Here is a 21356-nt window from a genome sequence, read left to right as displayed (position 1 = left end):
CTCCCGATACTGCCCCTCTCCCCGACCCTCTCCCCGCAAGCGGGGAGAGGGAGAAGGACATAACATGCTGCACTTCGAACTCGTCACGCCTGAAAAGCTGGTCCGCTCGGAATCGGTCCATATGGTCGTCGTCCCCGGCACCGAAGGCGACTTCGGCGTGCTCGAAGGCCATGCGCCGGTCATGTCGACGATCCGCGACGGTGCGCTGTCGGTGTATCGCACTGCGGACAGCACGCCAGAGACGATCACGATCGAGGGCGGTTTTGCCGATGTCAGCGCGCGCGGCCTTACCGTGCTGGCGGAGCGCGTCGCCTGATTGAAAGACGTCCTAACGTGCGTAGTTAGGCAATTATCAACCGTTCGCTCTTAACCCTGATCGCATCATGGGAAAGACAGCGGCATGAGTGCATTTGGACGGCGACCCGGCATGGCCGGAGCGGGTGCCCGCCCCGCGTTCGGCGTTGCCCGCCCGATGCAAGGAGGCGGTGCCCGGCCCGCCGACAACGAAGCAGGCGGGGAGCAATTCCCGCCGCTGCCGATCCCCCCCCTGCCCGGCGAAATCGATGCGTTCGGGTCGATCCCGCCGCTCCAGCAGGACGCGATGCAGCGTCTTGCCGACCGGCAGGCGTCGTCGGGCGATGCGGGCAGCAGCAAGGTCGAGGGTTTCGAAAGCTCGATCCACAAGATCAAGGAACAGGTGCTCCCGCGCCTGCTCGAACGCGTCGACCCTGAAGCCGCCGCGACGCTCGACAAGGATGAGCTCGCCGAGGAATTCCGCCCGATCATCGGCGAGGTGCTCGCCGAGCTGAAACTCACGCTCAATCGTCGCGAACAGTTCGCGCTCGAGAAGGTGTTGGTCGACGAGTTGCTTGGCCTCGGCCCGCTCGAGGAATTGCTCGCCGACCCGAACATCACCGACATCATGGTCAACGGCCCCGACCAGACCTATGTCGAGCGCAAGGGCAAGCTCGAGCTCGCGCAGATCCAGTTCCGCGACGAGGAACATCTGTTCCAGATCGCGCAACGCATCTGCAACTCGGTCGGGCGCCGCGTCGACCAGACCACGCCGCTCGCCGACGCCCGCCTCAAGGACGGTAGCCGCGTCAACGTCATCGTGCCCCCGCTGTCCCTGCGCGGCACCGCAATCTCGATTCGTAAGTTTTCCGCGAAGCCGATCACGCTCGACATGATGGCGGGGTTCGGCTCGATGTCGCCGAAGATGGCGACCGCGCTCAAGATCGCGGGCGCATGCCGCTTCAACGTCGTCATCTCGGGCGGTACCGGCTCGGGCAAGACGACGATGCTGAACGCTTTGTCCAAAATGATCGACCCCGGCGAACGCGTGCTGACGATCGAGGACGCGGCGGAACTTCGCCTCCAGCAGCCACACTGGCTCCCGCTCGAAACCCGCCCCGCCAACCTCGAGGGCCAGGGCGAGATCAGCATCCGCGATCTCGTCAAGAACGCGCTGCGTATGCGCCCGGATCGCATCATCCTCGGCGAAATCCGCGGCAGCGAGTGTTTCGACATGCTCGCTGCGATGAACACCGGTCACGACGGTTCGATGTGTACGCTCCACGCCAACTCCCCGCGCGAGGCGCTCGCGCGTATGGAGAACATGGTGATGATGTCGGACATCAAGGTGCCGAAGGAAGCGATCTCGCGCCAGATCGCAGATTCGGTCGAGATGATCATCCAGGTGAAGCGTCTTCGCGACGGTTCGCGCCGCGTGACCAACGTGACCGAGGTGATCGGGATGGAAGGCCCGGTGATCGTCACGCAGGAACTGTTCAAGTTCGAATATCTCGACGAGAGCGCCGACGGCAAGATCATCGGCGAATATCGCTCGATGGGACTGCGCCCCTACACGCTCGAGAAGGCGCGGACGTTCGGGTTCGACCAGGCGTATCTCGAGGCGTGCCTGTAAGCCGACGCAGGTCCGGTTCGACCGACGATGGGCGTGAAAAAGCCGCCGACCCGAGGGGACCGGCGGCTTTCCGCATTACCGTGATCGGTATCGCTTACGCAGCGTAGGAAACGCGCGTCGTGACCTTCTGGCGGCGACGCATCGCGAAGCCGACCGCGCCGAAGCCTGCGAGCATCATCGCCCAGGTTGCCGTTTCCGGCACTGCGCTGACCGTGCTGGCGTTTGCCGAATAGGTGAAGGTGGTGCTGCTGGCCTTGCCGCTCTGCGACGACACGGCGAGGGCGAACGTGCCCGCGGCTGCATCCGCCGCCACGCCGTTGGAGAAAACGCCGGTCCCGGTGATGTTGATGCTCGTCCCAAGCGCCGACCGCGTGAAGCTGGCGTTCGCGAAATCGAGCGTTAGGTCGCTACCGGCGAAGGTCAGGAACGGACCCGAGAACGGATTGGCGAACGCCCCGAGCGCGATGTCCGAGATAAACACAACCGGACCAAGCCCGATGAAGTCGCCCGTCTGGTTGCCGATGATCGCGGTGCCCGCGGTGCCATACCCATTGCCGGAATTGGTAAAGGCATCGCCGAAATCGAGGCCGGTTGCGGTCAGCGCCGTGCCGCCGATGAACGTCCCGCCAAACGACAGGAGGCTGAACGAGCCCATGATCGGCGCGGCATAAGCCGGCGCGGCGAAACCAGCGACCGCTGCGGCGCTGACCAGGAGTCGAGTGAGTTTTGACATGATGGATCCTTTAAAGCTGCCCGCTTACGTCGCGAAGCTGGCGGAAACCTTAACAAATCATGTACGGCTCGCAAGTGCTTAGTTTCGAACGTGTTTCAGGTTGATACATCGGAAGGATGACGCTCCGACTCGCGGATTGAAGTCCCTCAGGCACGACGAGCGGACGGCCCTTCCGACCAATGCCCTATCGCTGCGCAGCAATGACGCACACAACCGCCGCGATCACCGCCCCCATCTGGACGGTGCGCCAATCCAGCCATCCGACCCGGTCAAGATTGGTGCGGCGCACCGTACGGCGATCGGCGAATTCGGCGAGGACCGCCACGCCGAACGCAACCGCAGCGCCAACCCATCCCATCGCCGCCGCACTCAGCTTCCGAGCTTCTCGACTTTCTCGTTCAATCGCCCGAGTTCGGCCTTGAGCGCGGCAATTTCCTCATCCTTTGAAACGCTTCCCGCCGCAGGCGCGGCGGTTCCGGGGGTGACCGGCGCTCCGCCAGTCTTGAAAGCGGTCGTGGCCGCCTCGAACATCGCCATATTCTGCTTGGCAAGCTCTGCGAACGGCGAGTTGGCGAATGCGCCCTCGACCGCGGTCTTGAACTGCTGCTGGTTGCGGCGGAAGCTGTCCATCGACGCCTCGAGATAGCCCGGCACCATCGCCTGCATCGAATCCCCGTACATCGCGATAAGCTGCCGCAGGAACGGCACCGGCAGCATGGTCTGGCCGCGCTGCTCCTCTTCCATGATGATCTGGGTGAGGATATTGTGCGTGATATCCTCCTCGGACTTGGCGTCGATCACTTTGAAGTCGCGCCCCTCGCGCGTCATTGCAGCGAGATGCTCGAGCGTGATGTAAGACGACGTCTCGGTGTTATAGAGGCGGCGGTTTGCATATTTCTTGATCGTCACCGGGCCGTCGCCCGGAATGGTCTTCTTCATCGAGAAGCGCTCCCCGCATATGGTCTTGACAACCCTACCACCATTTCTTGCGGCGCTGCAACACGGCGGTTCCGACCAACTCCGCGGCCCACGTCCCCTCCCGCTGTTCCTCAATATGCTGCACGAACAAACCGCAGCATCGCCCGATCGCCGCGCCGTGGCGCTGGCAGGCCTGCGCGCCTACCAGCAGGCACCCCGCGGCGAGCCACCCAGGCGCGCACCCGTGCGCTATCGCAAGGCCAACGCGCGCGTCCGGGATTACGCATCGCGCGGGTCGAACGGTCGCGTCGTCCTGTTCGTGCCCTCGCTGATCAACCCGCCGCAGATCCTCGATCTCATGCCAGAGCGGTCGTTGCTGCGCTGGCTCGCGGCGCAGGGGCATCGTCCGTTTCTGCTCGACTGGGGGACACCCACGCCCGACCGCGACGGTCCCGACATCGCCGCATTGGTCGAGCGGGTGCTGCTGCCGCTGATCGCGAAATTTCCCGAGCCCCCCGTGCTCGCCGGCTATTGCCTCGGCGGCACGATGGCGCTGGCCGCCGCGGCGCGGACCAACGTCGCGGGGCTGGCGCTGATCGCCGCGCCATGGCGGTTCGCAGGACTGGGGTCGACCGCGCGCAGCGATATCGCGCGCCTGTGGGAGGCGGTGGGTCCGGCGTGCGCGACCATGGGGCTGGTCCCGATGGAAGTCCTGCAAAGCGGGTTCTGGCGGCTCGACCCGGCGCGGACGATCGCCAAATACGAGGCCTTTGCTACGGTCCCACCCGGCACACTCGCCTTCCGCCAGTTCGTCGCGATGGAGGACTGGGCCAACGCCGGTGCCCCCCTGCCCTATAACGCTGGCCGCGAGCTGTTCGAGGATTTCATCGGGCAAGACACCCCAGGCACCGGGCACTGGTCCGTCGGCGGGGCCCCCGTCGATCCCGCAACGATCGCCTGCCCGACGATCGATTTCGTCTCGCGCAACGACCGGATCGTGCCCGCGGCGACCGCGGCCGATCTCCCCGACCGACGCGATCTGGGCGCGGGGCATGTCGGGATGGTCGTCGGCAGCGGTGCCCGCGCGCAACTGTGGGAGCCATTGTCGGACTGGCTAAACGCGCTTCCCGACCTTAGATAAAGACCCTGTTTCGACCGTCGCGATCTCGTCGTGACCCCCGTTTCCCTCAGGAGCTTGCCATGCAGGACATCGTCATCACCGCCGCCAAGCGCACCCCGGTCGGGAGCTTCCTCGGTGCCTTCGCGGCCACACCCGCGCACGAGCTCGGTCGCGTCGCGATCGAGGCTGCGCTGGCGCAGGCAGGCGTCGCGGGCGAGGACGTGTCCGAGGTGATCCTCGGACAGGTGCTGACCGCCGCGCAAGGCCAGAATCCCGCTCGTCAGGCTGCAATGGCGGCGGGAATCCCCAAGGAGATCCCGGCCTGGGGCGTCAACCAGGTGTGCGGCTCGGGGCTGCGCGCGGTAGCGCTGGCGGCGCAATCGATCGCCTGCGGCGATGCGACGATCATGGTCGCGGGCGGGCAGGAATCCATGTCGATGAGCGCGCACGCGCAGACGCTGCGCGGCGGCCAGAAAATGGGGGACCTCAGCCTCATCGATACGATGGTGAAGGACGGGCTGACCGACGTGTTCAACGGCTATCACATGGGGATCACCGCCGAAAACCTTGCCGAGCAATATCAGATTACGCGCGGTGCGCAGGACGACTTTGCGGTTCGGTCGCAGAACCTGGCCGAAGCGGCGCGGTCGAGCGGGCGGTTCCGCGACGAGATCGCGCCGGTCACGATCAAGGGGCGCAAGGGCGACACGATCGTGTCCGACGATGAATATATCCGCGCCGGCGCGACGCTCGAGAGCGTCTCCGGGTTGCGCCCGGCGTTCAAGAAGGACGGCACCGTCACCGCTGCCAACGCCTCCGGCCTCAACGACGGTGCAGCGGCGCTGGTGTTGATGAGCCGCGCCGAGGCCGAACGCCGCGGCTCGCCGATCCTCGGGCGGATCGCGAGTTGGGCGTCGGCCGGAGTCGATCCGTCCATCATGGGGATCGGCCCGGTCCCGGCAACACGGCGTGCGCTGGAAAAGGCGGGCTGGACGATGGCGGACCTCGACTTGATCGAGGCGAACGAGGCGTTCGCCGCGCAGGCACTCTCGGTCGGCAAGGAACTCGGTTGGGATGCCGAGCGCGTCAACGTCAATGGCGGCGCGATCGCGATCGGGCATCCGATCGGTGCGTCGGGCGCGCGCGTGCTGACGACGCTGCTCTACGAGATGGCGAAACGCGACGCGCGCAAGGGCCTGGCAACGCTGTGCATCGGCGGCGGGATGGGGATCGCGATCTGCATCGAGCGGTAGCGATCCCATATGTGACAAGATTGTCACGTAGCTAAGCAATTCTTGTTAATCAGGTGTTCAGGGAACGGAACCGTCTTGCGAGATGGTTCCGTTTCGGTTTCTTCTGTCGCTGTCGCCTGCATGTACGCAGGATTGTATCGCGTGGAGTACCGAATGAAGCTGAATAACTGGGTGAGTGTCACTGCACTGGCCACCGGCCTTGCGTTTGGAATGAGCATCGCCCCCGCTGCGTTTGCACAGACAACCCCACAAACCGGTGCGGACGGGGTTACCGGTGTCGGATCCCCCAACGTCGGCGCGACCGCCGACGAAACGACGACTGCGCAGGACGACGCGTCCCCCGAAATCGTCGTCACGGGAACGCGTCTCAACCGCCCGAACCTCGATTCGTCGGTGCCCATCACGTCGGTGACCGCGGCCGAACTGCTCAACCGCGGTGGCGTCGCGATCGGCGATCTGGTCAACCAGCTGCCGCAGCTCCGCTCCACCATCTCCCAGTCCAACTCGCAGAACGCGATCGGCCGCGCCGGCATCAGCGCGCTCGATCTGCGCGGCCTCGGTACGGCACGCACGCTCGTCCTGCTCGATGGCCGCCGCATCGTCACCGCGACCCCGGGCATCAACCGCCCCGACGTCAACGTCGTCCCCAACGATCTGCTCGAGCGGATCGACATCGTCACCGGCGGCAACTCTGCGATCTACGGGTCGGACGCGGTCGCCGGTGTCGCCAACTTCGTGCTCCAGCATGACTTCGAGGGCGTAAAGGTCCGCGGCCAGTCGGGCATTTCGTCGCGGGGCGATCGCCCGCAATATTCGGCCGCGATCACCGCCGGGCACAATTTCGCCGATGGCCGCGCCAACCTGACGGTCTCGCTCGAATATGCCAACGCCGGCACGCTGACCAACGCCGATCGTGACGAGACGACCGGCGCCTTCAGCGGTCGTAACCAGTTCCAGAGCGTACAGAACACGGGTGCGAACCTGAACCCGTCGGCCGGTGCGCTGCGCGGGGCCGAGCCTTCCACTGGCGACGGCATCCCCGACAGCGTGTTCATCCGCGGGATCAAGAACAACAATATTTCGAGCGGCGGCCTGTTCACCGCGACCTGCCCCAACGCGGCGGCAACCGGTGAATCCGTGGCCGCGTTCAACGCGCGGCGTGCAGCCTCCTGCTCGGGCCTGCCCAACCCTGCCTCGGCCAACGCGCTGGCACAGTTCGGCACGACCTATCTGTTCAACCCAGACGGCAGCCTGACGCCGAACAACTGCGTCACCGACTTTCGGCCCTACGGTTCGAGCAACTGCCAGGGCGGCCGCGGATCGACGCTGCTCGAGAACGGCTTCATCACCCCGGGCCTGGTCCGCAAGTCGGCCTATATCGCGGGTCACTTCAAGGTCGCCGACGCGTTCGATCCCTATTTCGAAGCGCAGTATTTCCGTGCGAATTCGAACCAGGAAGGCCAGCCGACCTTCTTCAACAACTCGTTCAGCATCAACAACCCGTATCTGACGCCGCAGGCGCGCGCGACGCTGGTGGCGAACCTTGCCCCCGGCGCAACGACCTTCACCGCCCAGCGCTTCAACACCGATTTCGGTGGCCGCGGCGAAAACCACCTGCGCGAGCAGACCCGGGCGATCGTCGGTGTACGCGGAACGTTCAACGACGACTGGAAGTATGACGTCTCGTTCAACTACGGCAATCTTTACACCTTCTACAAAACCGCGGGCAATCTGAACCGCCAGAAGTACACCAACTCGATCAACGCGGTTCGCAACGGAGCCGGCCAGATCGTCTGCGGCATCAACGCCGACAACATCACCACCAACGACGATGCGGCATGCGTTCCGGTCAACCTGTTCGGCGAAGGCCAGCCCAGCCGCGCAGCGATCGATTACTTCGGCTACACCTCGAGCCGGGTCCAGCGCGCCAACCTGTATGACGTCTCGGGCTATGTCGCGGGTGACCTGTCGCAGCTCTTCTCGCTGCCCGGCGGCCCGATCGCCTTCGTGCTCGGTGGCGAGTATCGCAAGGAAACCGCGTTCGCCGCCTATGATGCGTTCACCGCGGGAACCTCTGGTATCGCATGCCCGGCGGCTGGCTGCACGTTCCTGAACACGATCCCGGATTTCCGTCCGCCCAACCAGATCGTCAAGGAAGGCTTCGCCGAAGTCAGCATCCCGTTGCTCAAGGAACTGCCGTTCGCTTATGAACTGACGGTCGATGGCGCGGTTCGTGTCTCGAACTACAACATCGGCAACACCGGCACGGTCGTGGCGTACAATTTCAACGGTACCTACGCACCGATCCGCGATCTCCGGATCCGCGCCGGCTACGCCCGCGCCATCCGCGCACCAACCCAGCAGGACCTGTACTCGCCGCTGACGCAGACCTTCCTCAACGGCCTGGTCGATCCGTGCGGGCAGCAGAATATCAACAACAACCCGAACCGCGTGAAGAATTGCGCTGCTGCCGGGGTTCCGACCACGCAGACCTTCAACGGCGTGACCGAGCCTTTCTCGAACCGTCCGGCTTCGGGCATTTCGGGGTTCAGCGGCAGCAACAGTTCGTTGACGGCTGAAATCAGCGACAGCCTGACCGTCGGCGCGGTGTTCATGCCGCGGGCCGTGCCGGGGTTCACGCTCAGCGTCGATTATTACTACATCAAGATCAAGCAGGCGATCAACACGCTGACGCCGCAGACGATCGTCAACCAGTGCTACGACAGCCCGGGCGGGATCAACAATCCGTTCTGCGCGTCGATCTTCCGCAACCCGAACGGCACGTTCCGCGGCCAGAGCGACGTCACCAACAACGGCACCACCGTCTCGCTGACGCCGACCGGGTCGTCGTTCGTGGCAGGGCCGTTCAACTACGCCAAGAACACCAACGCGGGTATCGACATCGACGCCGCCTATCGCGGCAAGCTGTCGTCGTCGGCCAATTTCGCGGTCCGCGCGATCGTGTCCAAGGCGTTGATGAAGGACAATTACACCGACATCAACGATCCGAACTTCATCCTCCAGCAGCTCGGCAACCTGGGCGATCCGGAATGGCAGGGGACGCTGTCGTTCAACGTGTCGAACAAGATCTTCAACTTCGGCTATCGTTTCCGCGGCTATGACAAGACCACGATCGCTGCGTACGAGACGCAGAACTCGGTCCAGGGTCGCCCGCCGACGAACCCGGACTCGCTGTCGGTCGTCCGCTATCCGCTGATCTCCTATTCCGATCTGCGGCTCGATATCACCCCGCGCACGAAGTACAGCTTCTACGTCGGGGTCGATAACCTGTTCGACCAGCTCGGGCCGTATGGCCTGATCGGCAACGAGGCCGGCAACCAGTATGACGTGACCGGCCGCTTCATCTACGCGGGCGCCTCGTTCAAGTTCTGATCCGTTCGAACCGTTCCTGGGCTCCCTTCGGGGAGCCCTTTTTTTATGCCCAGATCCGCTCGAACCGGCTGCCGAGCCCGGTCAGCAGTTCGTATTGCGACATCCCCGATACCGCCGCCGCCTCCGGCAGTGCAAAGTCGAGCGAGACCCAGTCGCCTTCGCCCAGCGACGGCAGCGCGTCGACCGCGATTGCGGTCAGGTCCATCGACACCCGTCCGAGCACGGGAAGCATCGCCGCCCCGACCCGCGCGCAGCCTGAATTGGTGAACCCGCGCCAATAGCCATCGGCATATCCGATATTGAGGATCGCCACCTCGATCGGTTCCTGCGCGGTGTACAGCGCGTTGTAGCCGATCGACTCCCCCGCCCCGAGGGTGCGGCGTTGCAGGATCTGCGCCTGCGGGGTTGCAACCTGGCGGACGACGCTCGCCAGTTCGCCGCGCGGCACGCCGCCGTACAGCGCAAGCCCGGGTCGGGTCAGGTCGAACGCATAGCCGCTCCCCAAAGCGATCCCGGCGGAATTGGCGAGGCTCAGCCGACGCGCACTGGTGCGGCCGCGCAGATGCTCGAGCCGGTCGCGCTGGCGCGCATTCGCCGCCGCGTCTTCATCCGCACAGGCGAGGTGGCTCATCAGCGTATCGATCGCGAGCCCGTCGAGCAGGCCGTCCGCGACCTGTTCGGACGACACGCCGAGCCGGTTCATCCCCGTATCGACCATCACGTCGCACCGCCCGCCCCCCGCGTCGCGCCAGCGCCGGATCTGCTCGAGCGTGTTGAGCACCGGGCGCGCGAAGCCTTGCACCGCCGCCGGCATGTCTTCCGCACGAACCCCGTGCAGCACTGACAGATCGACGTGGAGATCCGTGACCAGATCCGCCAGCGCCGCCGCCTCGCCCCAGCTTGCAACAAAGAAATCGCGGCAACCCGCCGCCGCGAGCCGCTCGACCACGCCGCGCGCACCGAGGCCGTAACCATCCGCCTTGACCGCAGCGCCACACGCCGCCGTGCCGCTCAGCGCATCGAGCGCGCGCCAGTTGGCGACGAGGGCGGACGTATCGAGCGAGAGGCGAAGCGGCGCGGTCATGCAAGCGCGGGTAACGCCCCGCGCCGCATTCGGCTAGCCCGCCTTCGCCCGCACGCCCTTGCGCACCGGCGGGCGGATGTCCTCGAGCCACAGCACCGTCACCACCAGCGCGAGCGCCACCACACCAAAGGTATACCACAATCCCGCATAGGGATTGCCGCTCCGCGCGACGATGAACTGGCTGATGAACGGCAGGAACCCGCCGAAATAGCCGGTCCCGACGTGATAGGGAATCGACATCGAACTGTAGCGGATCCGTGGCGGGAACATTTCCGCGAGCAGCGCCGCGACCGGACCGTAGGTGATTCCCGACAGCGCGCTCAACGCAAGGATCGCCACGAGGATCAGCGCGATGCTTCCCGGCGCGGGCACGACCCGGTCGAGATTATACCCCGCCTTGGTCAGCGCTGCATCGAGCCCCGCGCTGCTCACGTCCTCGACCGGGCTGCCGCCGATGATCACCAGCGTGACCGGGGTCTGCGCCTTGCGGTACGGCACGCCCTTGCGCGACAGCGTGTCGAGCAATTGCCCGCACGCATCCGCCTGTCTGGCGGCGAACGGATTATAGGCGCAGGCCGGCCCCGAGACGACCACCGGCGCATGCCGCGCCGCGTCCGCCAGCGCGGGATTGGCCGCGCTCCCCATCACCCAGAAGATCGGGAACAGCAGCAGCACCGTCAGCGCATAGCCGATGATGATCGGGTTCTTGCGGCCATAGCGATCCGACAGCCGCCCGAAGAAGACGAAGAACCCGAGCCCGCCGAGCGCGCCCACGCCGACGATCAACTGCGCGGCGGTTTCGTTGACGCGCATCGGGCCTTCGAGGAACGACAGCACGGTGAACATCGCGGTGTACCAGATCACCGTCAGCCCCGCCGCGATCCCGAACAGCGCGACGAACAGCCGCTTGAGATTGCCGGGATAGGTGAAGCTTTCGATGAACGGGTTGTGCGCGGTCTCCCCCGCGGCCTTCATCTGCTGGAACACCGGGCTTTCGGACAGCTTAAGGCGCATGAAAAGCGACACCGCGAGCAGCAGCAGCGAGAAGATGAACGGCACGCGCCAGCCCCATGCGGTCCATGCCGCGACCCCCAGCGCCCCCTTGGTGATCAGCACGACGGCGAGGCTCAGGATGAACCCGCCCGCCACGCTCGCCTGGATGAAGCTGGTGTAATAGCCGCTCTTCCCGGGCGGCGAGTGCTCGGCGACATAGATCGCCGCGCCGCCATATTCACCCCCCAATGCAAGGCCTTGCAGGATCCGCAGCCCGATCACGATGAACGGCGCGGCAAGCCCGATCGACGCCGCCGAGGGCACCATCCCGACCGCCGCGGTCGCCAGCCCCATCATCGCGATCGTCACGAGGAAGGTATATTTGCGACCCAGCCGATCGCCCAGGAACCCGAACAGGATCGCGCCGAGCGGCCGGAACCCGAAGCCGACCGCAAACCCCGCCCATGCGTAGAGCGTCTGGAGCAGCTCGCTTTGCGCGGGAAAGAAGGTCCGGCCGATGATCCCGGACGCGGCGAGCGTCCCGTAGATGAAAAAGTCGTACCATTCGAAGATCGTGCCAAGCGACGAGGCGGTGATGATCAGCTGAATGTCGCGGCGGCTCGGCTGGGGCACGGCCTCGGGAGGATTCCCGGGTCCAACATCGCCCGCCAGAATTGTCGCCATCATTCACCCCTTGTCCCATACCGTTCCCGGCTTTCGCGAGAGGATAAGCGGTTTCGGCGCGGCGGCAAGCGCTGGCCGCGTCAGCCGCGTCCGGTCGGGATGCACAGCGGGCGCCCGTCCGCATCGGGCACGACCGAGACCGCGATGTCGAACACCGCGCGCAGCCGTGGTGCGGTCATGGTGTCGCGCACCGGCCCGTGCGCCACGAGGTGACCGTCGCGCAACAGCAGGACATCATCCGCGACCCGCCCGGCGTGAATCAGATCGTGCAGCACGATCACCACCCCCCGCCCCGCGTCGGCGACCGCGCGAAACCGGTCGAGCATGTCGAACTGATGCGCCGGATCGAGTGCGGCGAGCGGTTCGTCCGCGAGCAGCCAGTCGGGGGTTCCCGCGAGCGTCCGCGCAAACAGGACGCGCGCGCGCTCGCCCCCCGACAGCGTCGCGATTCCGCGGTCGGCAAGGTGCCGCGTGCCGGTCGCGTCCAGCGCGGCGGCGATCGCCGCGCGGTCCGCTTCGCCCGGCGCGGCGAACGGACTGCGATACGGCAGGCGCCCCAGCGCGACGATCTCACGGACCGGAACATCCCACTGCACCCGGCCATCCTGCGCGAGATAGCCGATCGACCGCGCCCGCTCGCGCGGCGGGATGACCGCGACATCGCGCCCGCCCAGCCGGACGGTCCCGCCGCTCGGCACGATCAGCGCCGCCATCGCCTTGACCAGGCTGCTCTTCCCCGCACCGTTCGGGCCAAGGATCGCGGTGATCCGCCCCGGCCGTAAGACCGCATCGACCCCGCGCAGTACCGCACGTCGCCGAGGGTCACGTCGAGGCGGTCGACGGTCAGCTCCACGTCATGCGCCCGCGCAGCAGCAGCCACAGGAAGAACGGCGCGCCGATCATCGCCATCGCCACCCCCAGCCGGACTTCGCCCGCGCCCGGCGCGAGGCGGCACAGGCTGTCCGCCACCAGCACCAGCACCGCTCCACCGAGCGCGCTCGGCAGCAACAGCGCGGACGGCCGCGCGCCGAACCACGGACGCAGGACATGCGGCACGATCAGCCCGACGAACCCGACCACCCCCGTCGCCGCGACACACGCGCCGACACCGAGCCCGGTCCCGACGACCACCAGCGCCTGCACCCGCCCGAGCAGCACCCCAAGCGACTGCGCGGTATCCTCCCCCAGCGCGAGCGCATCGAGCGCACGACCGGTCAGCGCGAGCAGGCCACCGCCAAGCAGGAGGAAGGGAAAGGCGATCTGCACGTCCGCCATCCCGCGATCGGTCAGCGCGCCCATCAGCCAGTCGAGCACTTCCGCCACCGCATAGGGATTGGGCGCGATCGAGATGACGAACGCGGTCAGCGCGCCCGCAAGGCTCGCGAGGACGGTGCCGGCGAGGATGAACTGCACGCTGCTCGCGCGCCGCCAGGTCAGCGCCGCGAGTAACGCCATTGCGATGCCGGCCGCCGCCATTGCGCACACGAACAGGAGGACCGGGCTTCCCGCGATCCCGAACACGATCGCCACGACCGCGCCGAGCGCCGCGCTGGACGATACGCCGACGACCGCGGGGTCCGCGAGCGGATTGCGGAGATAGCCCTGCAACACCGCCCCCGACAGTCCGAGCATCGCGCCGATACCGAGCCCGAGCAGCGCCCGCGGCAGCCGCAGCTCGAACAGGATCGACCCATCACGCCCACCCGCGAACCACGCCGTCGGCGGGATCCACAGTTTCCCCGCGCTCAGCGACAGCGCGAAGGCCGCCACGACCAGCAGGACCAGCAACGCATGTCGCCGGCTCATGCGATCCGCCGCCGGATCGCGGCCAGCCGTTCGAGCGCGGGAACGATCGTCGGTCCGCCGCAATTGACCAGCGCCCGGGGAAAGACCGCTTCGCGGGTCCTTGCCCCCATGCGAGCAAGCACCTTGTCGCGCAGCACCGCACCCCGCGAGCGTTCCGGCGACAGGATCAGCCGTGGCGGCGCGGCGGCGATCGTCTCCAGCGCGACCGGGGCGCTGTACGCAAGTCCGTAGCGCCTCGCCGCGTTCGACAGGCCGGCACGTCGCATCAGGGCATCGAGCAAGGTGTCGGGACCATTGGCAAGCGTACCGCCCAGAAACAGCAATGTCTCGACCGGCGGCCCCGCGCGCGGCACCGCCGCCAGCGCAGCGTCGATCCGCGCGATCATTGCGCGCCCTCGCGCGGGAGCATCGACCGCGTTCGCCAGCACCCGGATCTGCGCCTCGCTCGCGGCGACAGTCGTGGGAGAGTCGAGCACCAGGACCTTCAGCCCCGCGCGGGCATAGGCTGCCTGGGTTGCCAGCGGCGTGAAGCGCGACGTCACGACCAAAGCGGGGTGGAGCGCAATGACCTCCTCCGCGGTCCCGGCCGTTGCGGGGTACCGTCGCGCGACCGCGAGGGGCAGCGAGGTCGCGCGCGGGTCGTGCGAATAGGCGCTGATCGCGCGCAACCGCCCCGGCGCAAGCTCGACCAGCATCGCATCCGCGCACGGATTGGTCGAGACGATGCCATCCCGCATCGCGCGCGCGTCCGGCGCGGCCGCGCATCCCGCCGGCAGAATCGCGAGCAACAGCGCCGCGTATATCCCCCGCCTTTCACGCATTGGACGCCGTCATCTTGCCGTTCGCACTCCGTTCGTTTGTCCCGAAGTACGGCGGCCCCGTTATCCTGTCACGTAGGCGGCACGGCTGGCAGTGATTGGTTAAAAAAGTTTCGGCGCGCAGTGCCGCACCTGCGAACGTCCCGGAGCACGATAGCGGTGATGTCGATACTCTCGCGCATCCGCCGTTATCCCCAGAACCGGTCTCCCTATTTCGAAGCTGGCAGAAACGGTACCGGTACCATCCTTACTGCCGCTTCGGAGCGCGTTCGTTCACGCGCAGTTCGGGCGTAAGACGTTGCACGAAAGATGGAATTTGATCTGCAAACGATTTCGGGGAATGGTTTTGAGGACCCGCGGCTTTCCGGGCCGCATGGTCGCCGGCACCGGACTGGACGATCCCGACGACACGATCGCGACACCGCTGCGGATCGGGCGGGAGCGCTGGCACGCGCCGCGCCGACGCTGATTATCCCGCAACGCAATATGAAACGGCCGTTCTGCGCCTGTACGCTGCCTGAACAAACGCTTGTCAGGTCCGTTAATCTTATTAACCATTACTACCCAAGACGCCTTAACGGGTCGGAAAGGAGCGTAGAGGATGCGTATCGAATGGCAGCAGTCTGCCCCCCTTGGCCGCGCTCCAGCCAAGCGGACGGTTTCACCCGCAGTCGGAGTTGCGATTGCGGGCTTGATTTCCCTGTTGATGTGGGCAGTTATCGTGCTGGTCGCCATCGCGATCTGATAATCGTCGCACGCGCCCATCATAAGGGATTCCCGTTTGCTTTTCTGCCAGTTCAGCAACGGTTCAATCCGGTAGGGTAACGCAGTCGTTACCCATGCCTAATGCCGTCTTGCCCCTTTTCCTCATGCTCGCCCTCGTGCCGTCTGCTTCGGCAGACGTGCCGGTGTTCGATCGTCTCGAACTGGCACAGATGACGATCCACCAGCGGATCATCATCCGGATCCCGCGCGTCCTCGGCGGTCATCCAACGCAGCCCTTGCAGAGCGATCGTGCCATCCGCTGGACCGCGAAGAAGGGGCCGAAATGCATTTCCGCGGATCTGCTCGAAGGGGCGATCATCACTGGCGCGGACAGCGTGGATTTGCTGATCGCGGACGGTAGCCGCCTGCGCGCCGAACTCGACGATCAATGTCCCGCGCTCGACTTCTATTCCGGCCTGTATCTCAAGCAGACCAGCGACGGCCTGGTGTGCGCCGACCGCGATTCGATCCGCGCACGATCGGGCAGTGTGTGCCGGATTGACGGGTTCAAGCGGCTGGAAGCACGCCGCTGACCGTCAAAAGTGCCCTTTATCTTGACAATTGCGCCCCGATCCGCAAGCGCTTGACGCCGTTTACGGGCGCTCTCGCCCGGACGATCATTCCGGACACCGCATGACCTTTGCCGATCTCGGCCTTTCCGACGAACTCCAGCGCGCCGTCAACGAGTCCGGCTATACCGAGCCGACTCCGATCCAGGCGAGCGCGATCCCGTCGATCCTGATGGGCAAGGACCTCGTCGCCGTCGCACAGACCGGAACCGGCAAGACCGCCGCGTTCGTTCTGCCCATGATCGACATTCTCGGCGAAGGCCGTTCGCGCGCGCGGATGCCGCGTTCGCTGATCCTCGAGCCGACGCGCGAACTCGCCGCGCAGGTCGCGGAGAACTTCGAAAAGTACGGCAAATATCACAAGCTCTCGATGGCGTTGCTGATCGGCGGCGTGTCGATGGGCGACCAGACCGCCGCGCTCGAAAAGGGCGTTGACGTGCTGATCGCGACCCCCGGTCGTCTGATGGACCTGTTCGGGCGCGGCAAGATCCTGCTGACCGGCTGTTCGATGCTGGTGATCGACGAGGCGGACCGGATGCTCGACATGGGGTTCATCCCCGATATCGAGGAAATCTGCACCAAGTTGCCCAAGACCCGGCAGACGCTGTTGTTCTCTGCGACGATGCCGCCGCCGATCAAGAAGCTCGCGGACAAGTTCCTCGACAATCCCAAGACGATCGAGGTCGCGCGGCCCGCGACCGCCAACGTCAACATCAAGCAATGGCTCGTCCCCGTCACCGCCGCCAAGAAGCGCGACACGCTGATGAAGCTGTTGCGCTCGGAAGACGTGCAGACCGGGATCATCTTCTCGAACCGCAAGACGACCGTGCGCGAGCTCAACAAGGCGCTGCAGCGCGCGGGCTTCGCCTCGAGCGAAATCCATGGCGACATGGAACAGTCGCAGCGGATCGCCGAGCTCGACCGGTTCAAGAAGGGCGAGGTCAAGATCCTCGTCGCGTCCGACGTCGCCGCACGCGGGATCGACATCAAGGGCGTCAGCCACGTCTTCAATTTCGATGCACCCTGGCATCCCGACGATTACGTCCACCGGATCGGTCGGACCGGCCGTGCGGGCGCGACCGGAATCGCGTTCACCTTTGCGACGCCGGACGATGCCGAGAATATCCAGAACATCGAAAAGCTGACCGGGCTCAAGATCGAGCGCTACACCACGGGCGATCCCGCGCCGGTCGCGAAAGAAGCGCCGGTTGCCGAGGCCACCCCGACCGCGCCGAAAAAGCGCCGGACCCGGAGCAAGGCCAAGACCGACGGACCGTCGGTCGAGACGGCAGCCGTCGAGCCCGACGCGCCAACGGTCGATACCGCCGAGCCGGAGGACGTTCCGGTCGACGTCGCGCCCGCGACGCGCAGGGAACGCGCACCCCGCCGCGAGCGCGCGCCCGCTCGTGTCGAAGCCGCCACCCCTGCCCCTGCTCCTACCCCCGCGGCTCGACCGGAGCGCCGCGAAGATCCCGTTTCCACCGATGACAATGGTTGGAACGGCCCCGTCCCCGACTTCCTGCACGCGCGATTGACCTACTGAGTCCCGTTCGATGGATCGGCCCGCAGACCGCGCCGCTGGCCCGTCCATCGTAAGCCCCTGCGTGGCGCAGTGCCGGATCGATCCCGCGAACACCCTGTGTACCGGCTGCGGCCGCACGCTGGATGAGATCGTGCGCTGGTCGACAGGCACGGACACGTGGCGTGCCGAGGTAATGGCAGGGCTTGCGAAGCGGCTGAGCGGTACCGGAGAGGGAAACCCGGGAGCCCTTTGACGAGTAACACTTACCGGCTGATTGTAATCGGGATCAGCGTGACAGCCGTGTTGCCCGCCCCGGCCCCGGAGGTTTCTATTCCACCGCCTCCGCCACCGGCGCAGCAATCAACGCGTCGTCGATTTCACTCGCGCGACGATACGCCGGACGGTCCTTCACCCGCGCCGCATAGTCCTCGAACACCGCATTGGCTGGAATCGACCCGAACTGGAGCCCCCAGATCACCTGCGATCCGGCATAGACATCGACCGCACTGAACCGGTCCCCGCCAAAATATGGGTTGACCGTGATCGCCTTGGCAAACGTCTCGATCGTCAGGTCGAACGTGCCATAGCCCGCCATCCGTTGCTGCTGCGGCTCGTTGGTCGTGACGCCGAGCGACCGGTTGGTCACCGCCTGTTCGACCGGACCCGCCGCGAAGAACAGCCAGCGGTAATAGTCCGCCCGGTCAGCCAGCGGCGGCGCGAGCCCGGCCTCGGGGAACACGTCCGCGAGATACGCGCAGATCGCGGCGCATTCCGCGACGACGTGCCCGTCATGGACGATCGCCGGGACCTTCCCCATCGGGTTGATCGCTAGGAACGGCTCGCCCTTCATGCCCGAGGCATAGTCGAGCACGACCGTCTCATACGGCGTCCCGACTTCCTCGAGCATCCACCGCGCGATCCGCCCGCGCGACATCGGGTTGGTATACAGCGTGACCGACATGGTTTTTCTCCCGACTCGAAGATCAGAACAGGAGTAGAACATGGCGGCGATAGGCGGTCAACGCGATTTCGTTACGGCATCGTTTAGAGCGTCCGCCCGAACAGCGTGAGCATCCGACCCCACGCCTTGTCCGCCTGCGCCGCATCGTACACGCGGCTGTCGGGCGGGCACCAGCCGTGCTTGGTCCCGGCATAGACATCGATCTCGGCAGGCAGTTTCGCCGCCGCAAAATCCGCGCGCAGCGTGTCCTTGTCGCTCGGCGCGCGCTGGTCGTCATTCTCGGCGATCGCGATCAGATACGATGCCTTCATCCGCGGGATGAGCTTGTCGGGCGAATCCGCCTCGGTGCCGACGAGCCCGCCGCCGTGGAAGGTCGCGCCGGCCTTGATCCGGCCGGGGTTGGCCGCCGCGGTGCGCATCACCATCGGGCCGCCCATGCAATAACCGCTCGACGCCATCCCGCGCTTGCGGTCGACCTGTGGCTGCGCATCGAGGAACGCGACGAACGCGGTCGCATCGCGCACCGTTCCCGCCGGGTTCAACGCCTTGGTGAACGGCATGATCTTCGCGCGCACTTCGGGCTGGTCGTACGATTCGCCCGGTGCGAGGAACGGCGCCTTGGTGGAACGGTAGAATTGATTGACCACGAGCACGGCGTAGCCCGATTGCGCAAGCCGGTCCGCCATCTGCCGGAACGCCGGGCGCAACCCCATGATGTCGGGCCACATCAGCACTGCCGGATGCTTGCCCGTGGCAGGCGCGACGAAATAGGCGTCGGCGGTGCCGTCGGGGGTCTTCACGGTCACGTCGCGGCCCTTGATCGGCGCGGCATTGGCAGGCGCGGGCAGCAGCAGCGCCAGCCCGGCCGCCCCGCCCAGTGCGGCGAACTGTCGGCGCGAGATCGCGCCATCGCCGAGAAACGCGTCGTTATCGGCTGCGGTATGCTCGTCGCACATAATGGCCTCTCCTGATTCGTCCGAAGTCGTTGACCAAGGCTAGCGAATCACGCTGCCCGATACCACCGGACACCGTCGATCGTTTCGTGGACCGCACGCCGTTCGACCTCGAGCCGCCGCAGATGCGCGAGCGCCTCGCCCGTCGCCATGCCGAGCATGTCCGGCCCGATCGCGCGCCGGAACAGCCGCCCGAAACAATCGATCGCGCGCCGCGGTTCGGCGAGGAAGGCGTGGAGCTCGTCGAGCCGCTCCCGATGCTCGCGGTCCATCGCGTCGAGCCGCGGGTGCAGCCCCGTGAACGGGTCGCCATGTCCCGGCAGCACGAGCAGGTCGTCGGGCAACTGCCTGAGTCGCGCGATCGATTCGAACCATTCCCCCAGCGGGTCCGCCTCGGGTTCGGTCACGCCGAGCGAAACGTTGGGGCTGATCCGCGGAAGCACCTGGTCCCCCGCGATCAACACCTTGCCGATCGGGTCATACAGGCAGGCATGTTCCGGACTGTGCCCCGATCCGACCACGACCTGCCACGCGACGCCACCAATCGTGAGCGTGTCGCCATGCGCGATGCGGGTATAGCCGAGCGGCAGCGGCGTCACGATCCGACGGAACCCCGCCCAGCCGCGCGCCTCGGCGTGCGCGATCTGCGCCTCGTCCCACCCTGCCCCACGCCAGAAGGCAAGCATCTCCTCGGGCACCGCATCGCGCGCATCCGCGATCAGCATCCGCGCGGTCAGCCATTCACCGCGCGTCATCACCAGCGGCGCGGCGTGCCGGTCGCACATCCACCCGGCAAGCCCGATATGATCGGGGTGGAAATGCGTGCCGATCATCCGCGTCACGCGCACGCCCGACAGTTCGCCGCGCCACAGCGTCTTCCATGCATCGCGCGCGTCGGTCGTGTTCATGCCGGTGTCGATCAGCGCCACGCCATCGCCGCGCGGATCGGTATCGTCGAGCAGCCAGCAATTGACGTGCCGCAGCGGTCCCGGAATGTGCAGCCGGACCCATCGGATCCCCGCGGCAACCGGCATGGCGGTCCCCGGCGCGGGTTCGCGACCGCCGAACGGGTAGACGAGCCCCTTGTGGGTGGTCGGTTCGGGGGCCTGCTCCAGCAGGGCGGCGTCGGGCGCATCGGACATAAGTTGCAAGTAACAACGCGATAAGCGCGAAGTCACGCGCTATGTGCGACCACGGTTCCGCCGAGCACCAGCGCCGCAATCTGTGCCGGGGTCTCGAACGCGAGATCCGGCCGCATGGCCAGCAGCGCGTCGGGGCGCGCATAGCCCCACAGGACCGACCCCGCGACGATCCCGACCTTGCGCGCCGCGACGATATCGCGCGTCTCGTCGCCGATCGACAGCACCTCGCCGCGCAGCATCCCGCTCCGCCGCAAGACACGACGATAGCAGCGCGCCTTGCCGAACAGCGATGCGCCGCATTCGAGCCAGTCGAACGCCGCCACCGTCGGGCCGAGGATCGCGCGGGCATTATGCTCGGCGTTGGACGTGACGAGCGCCAGCCGTACGCCGCCGTCGCGCAATTCGTCCAGCAACGGAACGATCCCGTCGAACAACGCGATCCGGTCGGTCTGCTGCGCCAGCAAAGCATGAAGATAGCGCGCCATCGCCGGGAGCTTCCAGCGCGGGATGCCGAGCAGGCGGATCACCTCGCGCGTGCTCTTCCCGCGCAAGGACTCGACCTCGTCCGCGGACACCCGGCGGAACTTGAACCGGTCGGCGAGATGATCGACCGTCGACAGGAACCAGTCGCCGCTATCCGCCAGCGTCCCGTCGAAATCGAAGATCACCAGACGATAGCGCGGATCCCCCATGATGCCGTGCTCCTGCGATGGCT

The 21356-nt window shown here is 66.2% G+C and carries 22 protein-coding genes; 10 read left to right on the top strand and 12 right to left on the bottom strand.

Annotated features, from left to right (window positions below):
* Nucleotides 1-64: 64 nt before the first annotated feature.
* The gene (locus RI03_RS06025) at nucleotides 65-316 is read left to right on the top strand and encodes an ATP synthase F1 subunit epsilon (protein WP_010215924.1); all 252 of its coding nucleotides are present in this window, start codon (nucleotides 65-67) and stop codon (nucleotides 314-316) included.
* A gap of 84 nt (nucleotides 317-400) precedes the next feature.
* Nucleotides 401-1927, top strand: coding sequence for a CpaF family protein (locus RI03_RS06020; protein WP_026046492.1), 1527 nt, complete (start codon nucleotides 401-403; stop codon nucleotides 1925-1927).
* A 94-nt stretch (nucleotides 1928-2021) separates the two neighbouring features.
* On the opposite strand, the gene RI03_RS06015 is transcribed toward RI03_RS06020, so the two are convergent.
* The 3 genes from RI03_RS06015 to phaR all read right to left on the bottom strand — a co-directional run bounded on the left by RI03_RS06015 (nucleotide 2022) and on the right by phaR (nucleotide 3599).
* Nucleotides 2022-2660 (bottom strand): FxDxF family PEP-CTERM protein, encoded by a 639-nt coding sequence (locus RI03_RS06015; RefSeq protein WP_010215923.1) that lies wholly within the window; start codon nucleotides 2658-2660, stop codon nucleotides 2022-2024.
* A 184-nt stretch (nucleotides 2661-2844) separates the two neighbouring features.
* A complete protein-coding gene (locus RI03_RS24015) occupies nucleotides 2845-3018 on the bottom strand; it encodes a hypothetical protein (RefSeq protein WP_170318346.1) in 174 nt (57 codons plus the stop codon).
* Between the two features lie 11 nt (nucleotides 3019-3029).
* A complete protein-coding gene (phaR, locus tag RI03_RS06010) occupies nucleotides 3030-3599 on the bottom strand; it encodes a polyhydroxyalkanoate synthesis repressor PhaR (protein ID WP_010215922.1) in 570 nt (189 codons plus the stop codon).
* A 19-nt stretch (nucleotides 3600-3618) separates the two neighbouring features.
* On the opposite strand from phaR, the gene RI03_RS06005 reads away from it, so the two are divergent.
* The 3 genes from RI03_RS06005 (at nucleotide 3619) to RI03_RS05995 (ending at nucleotide 9344) form a co-directional block, all read left to right on the top strand.
* Nucleotides 3619-4719, top strand: a complete 1101-nt coding sequence (locus RI03_RS06005) for an alpha/beta fold hydrolase (protein ID WP_010215921.1) — start codon at nucleotides 3619-3621, stop codon at nucleotides 4717-4719.
* Nucleotides 4720-4778: 59 nt separating this feature from the next.
* Entirely contained in the window at nucleotides 4779-5951 is a 1173-nt protein-coding gene (locus RI03_RS06000; RefSeq protein ID WP_010215920.1) for an acetyl-CoA C-acetyltransferase, read from the top strand.
* A gap of 153 nt (nucleotides 5952-6104) precedes the next feature.
* Nucleotides 6105-9344: a TonB-dependent receptor domain-containing protein gene (locus RI03_RS05995; protein WP_010215918.1), complete on the top strand. Its 3240-nt coding sequence runs from the start codon at nucleotides 6105-6107 to the stop codon at nucleotides 9342-9344.
* 43 nt (nucleotides 9345-9387) lie between these two features.
* Here RI03_RS05995 and RI03_RS05990 read toward each other — a convergent pair whose 3' ends face one another.
* The 5 genes from RI03_RS05990 to RI03_RS05970 form a co-directional block, all read right to left on the bottom strand.
* Nucleotides 9388-10428, bottom strand: coding sequence for an alanine racemase (locus RI03_RS05990; RefSeq protein WP_010215915.1), 1041 nt, complete (start codon nucleotides 10426-10428; stop codon nucleotides 9388-9390).
* Nucleotides 10429-10461: 33 nt separating this feature from the next.
* On the bottom strand, nucleotides 10462-12105 hold the full coding sequence (locus RI03_RS05985) for an MFS transporter (RefSeq protein ID WP_051007234.1): 1644 nt from the start codon (nucleotides 12103-12105) through the stop codon (nucleotides 10462-10464).
* A gap of 80 nt (nucleotides 12106-12185) precedes the next feature.
* Nucleotides 12186-12908 carry an ABC transporter ATP-binding protein gene (locus RI03_RS05980; protein WP_443208548.1) on the bottom strand — a complete coding sequence of 241 codons (723 nt, stop codon included), beginning with the start codon at nucleotides 12906-12908 and terminating at the stop codon, nucleotides 12186-12188.
* A gap of 40 nt (nucleotides 12909-12948) precedes the next feature.
* On the bottom strand, nucleotides 12949-13911 hold the full coding sequence (locus tag RI03_RS05975; protein ID WP_026046491.1) for a FecCD family ABC transporter permease: 963 nt from the start codon (nucleotides 13909-13911) through the stop codon (nucleotides 12949-12951).
* Nucleotides 13908-14732, bottom strand: a complete 825-nt coding sequence (locus tag RI03_RS05970; protein WP_010215909.1) for an ABC transporter substrate-binding protein — start codon at nucleotides 14730-14732, stop codon at nucleotides 13908-13910. Before RI03_RS05970 ends, RI03_RS05975 begins: the two co-directional genes overlap by 4 nt.
* Nucleotides 14733-15069: 337 nt before the next feature.
* Between RI03_RS05970 and RI03_RS25075 the strand changes: the two genes are divergently transcribed.
* The 5 genes from RI03_RS25075 (at nucleotide 15070) to RI03_RS22625 (ending at nucleotide 17838) form a co-directional block, all read left to right on the top strand.
* A complete protein-coding gene (locus RI03_RS25075) occupies nucleotides 15070-15198 on the top strand; it encodes a hypothetical protein (RefSeq protein WP_274517555.1) in 129 nt (42 codons plus the stop codon).
* Between the two features lie 132 nt (nucleotides 15199-15330).
* Nucleotides 15331-15474: a hypothetical protein gene (locus tag RI03_RS24010; RefSeq protein ID WP_157136909.1), complete on the top strand. Its 144-nt coding sequence runs from the start codon at nucleotides 15331-15333 to the stop codon at nucleotides 15472-15474.
* 94 nt (nucleotides 15475-15568) lie between these two features.
* Entirely contained in the window at nucleotides 15569-16027 is a 459-nt protein-coding gene (locus RI03_RS05965) for a hypothetical protein (protein ID WP_238542288.1), read from the top strand.
* 100 nt (nucleotides 16028-16127) lie between these two features.
* Nucleotides 16128-17606, top strand: a complete 1479-nt coding sequence (locus RI03_RS05960) for a DEAD/DEAH box helicase (RefSeq protein ID WP_010215906.1) — start codon at nucleotides 16128-16130, stop codon at nucleotides 17604-17606.
* A gap of 10 nt (nucleotides 17607-17616) precedes the next feature.
* Entirely contained in the window at nucleotides 17617-17838 is a 222-nt protein-coding gene (locus tag RI03_RS22625; protein ID WP_010215904.1) for a DUF1289 domain-containing protein, read from the top strand.
* Between the two features lie 75 nt (nucleotides 17839-17913).
* Here RI03_RS22625 and RI03_RS05955 read toward each other — a convergent pair whose 3' ends face one another.
* From RI03_RS05955 to RI03_RS05940, 4 genes are all read right to left on the bottom strand, one after another.
* Complete coding sequence (locus RI03_RS05955; protein WP_010215901.1) at nucleotides 17914-18546, bottom strand: glutathione S-transferase family protein; 633 nt, start codon at nucleotides 18544-18546, stop codon at nucleotides 17914-17916.
* Nucleotides 18547-18629: 83 nt separating this feature from the next.
* Nucleotides 18630-19502 carry a dienelactone hydrolase family protein gene (locus RI03_RS05950; protein ID WP_010215899.1) on the bottom strand — a complete coding sequence of 291 codons (873 nt, stop codon included), beginning with the start codon at nucleotides 19500-19502 and terminating at the stop codon, nucleotides 18630-18632.
* Between the two features lie 47 nt (nucleotides 19503-19549).
* Nucleotides 19550-20641, bottom strand: a complete 1092-nt coding sequence (locus tag RI03_RS05945) for an MBL fold metallo-hydrolase (protein ID WP_010215897.1) — start codon at nucleotides 20639-20641, stop codon at nucleotides 19550-19552.
* A 32-nt stretch (nucleotides 20642-20673) separates the two neighbouring features.
* Nucleotides 20674-21333, bottom strand: coding sequence for an HAD hydrolase-like protein (locus RI03_RS05940; protein WP_010215896.1), 660 nt, complete (start codon nucleotides 21331-21333; stop codon nucleotides 20674-20676).
* Between the last annotated feature and the right edge of the window lie 23 nt (nucleotides 21334-21356).

This window comes from Sphingomonas sp. PAMC 26621 (assembly GCF_000251145.1).
GTDB lineage: Bacteria > Pseudomonadota > Alphaproteobacteria > Sphingomonadales > Sphingomonadaceae > Sphingomonas.
The sequence above is the reverse complement of the archived record's forward strand: the minus strand, read 5'-3'. Positions and strand labels throughout refer to the sequence as shown.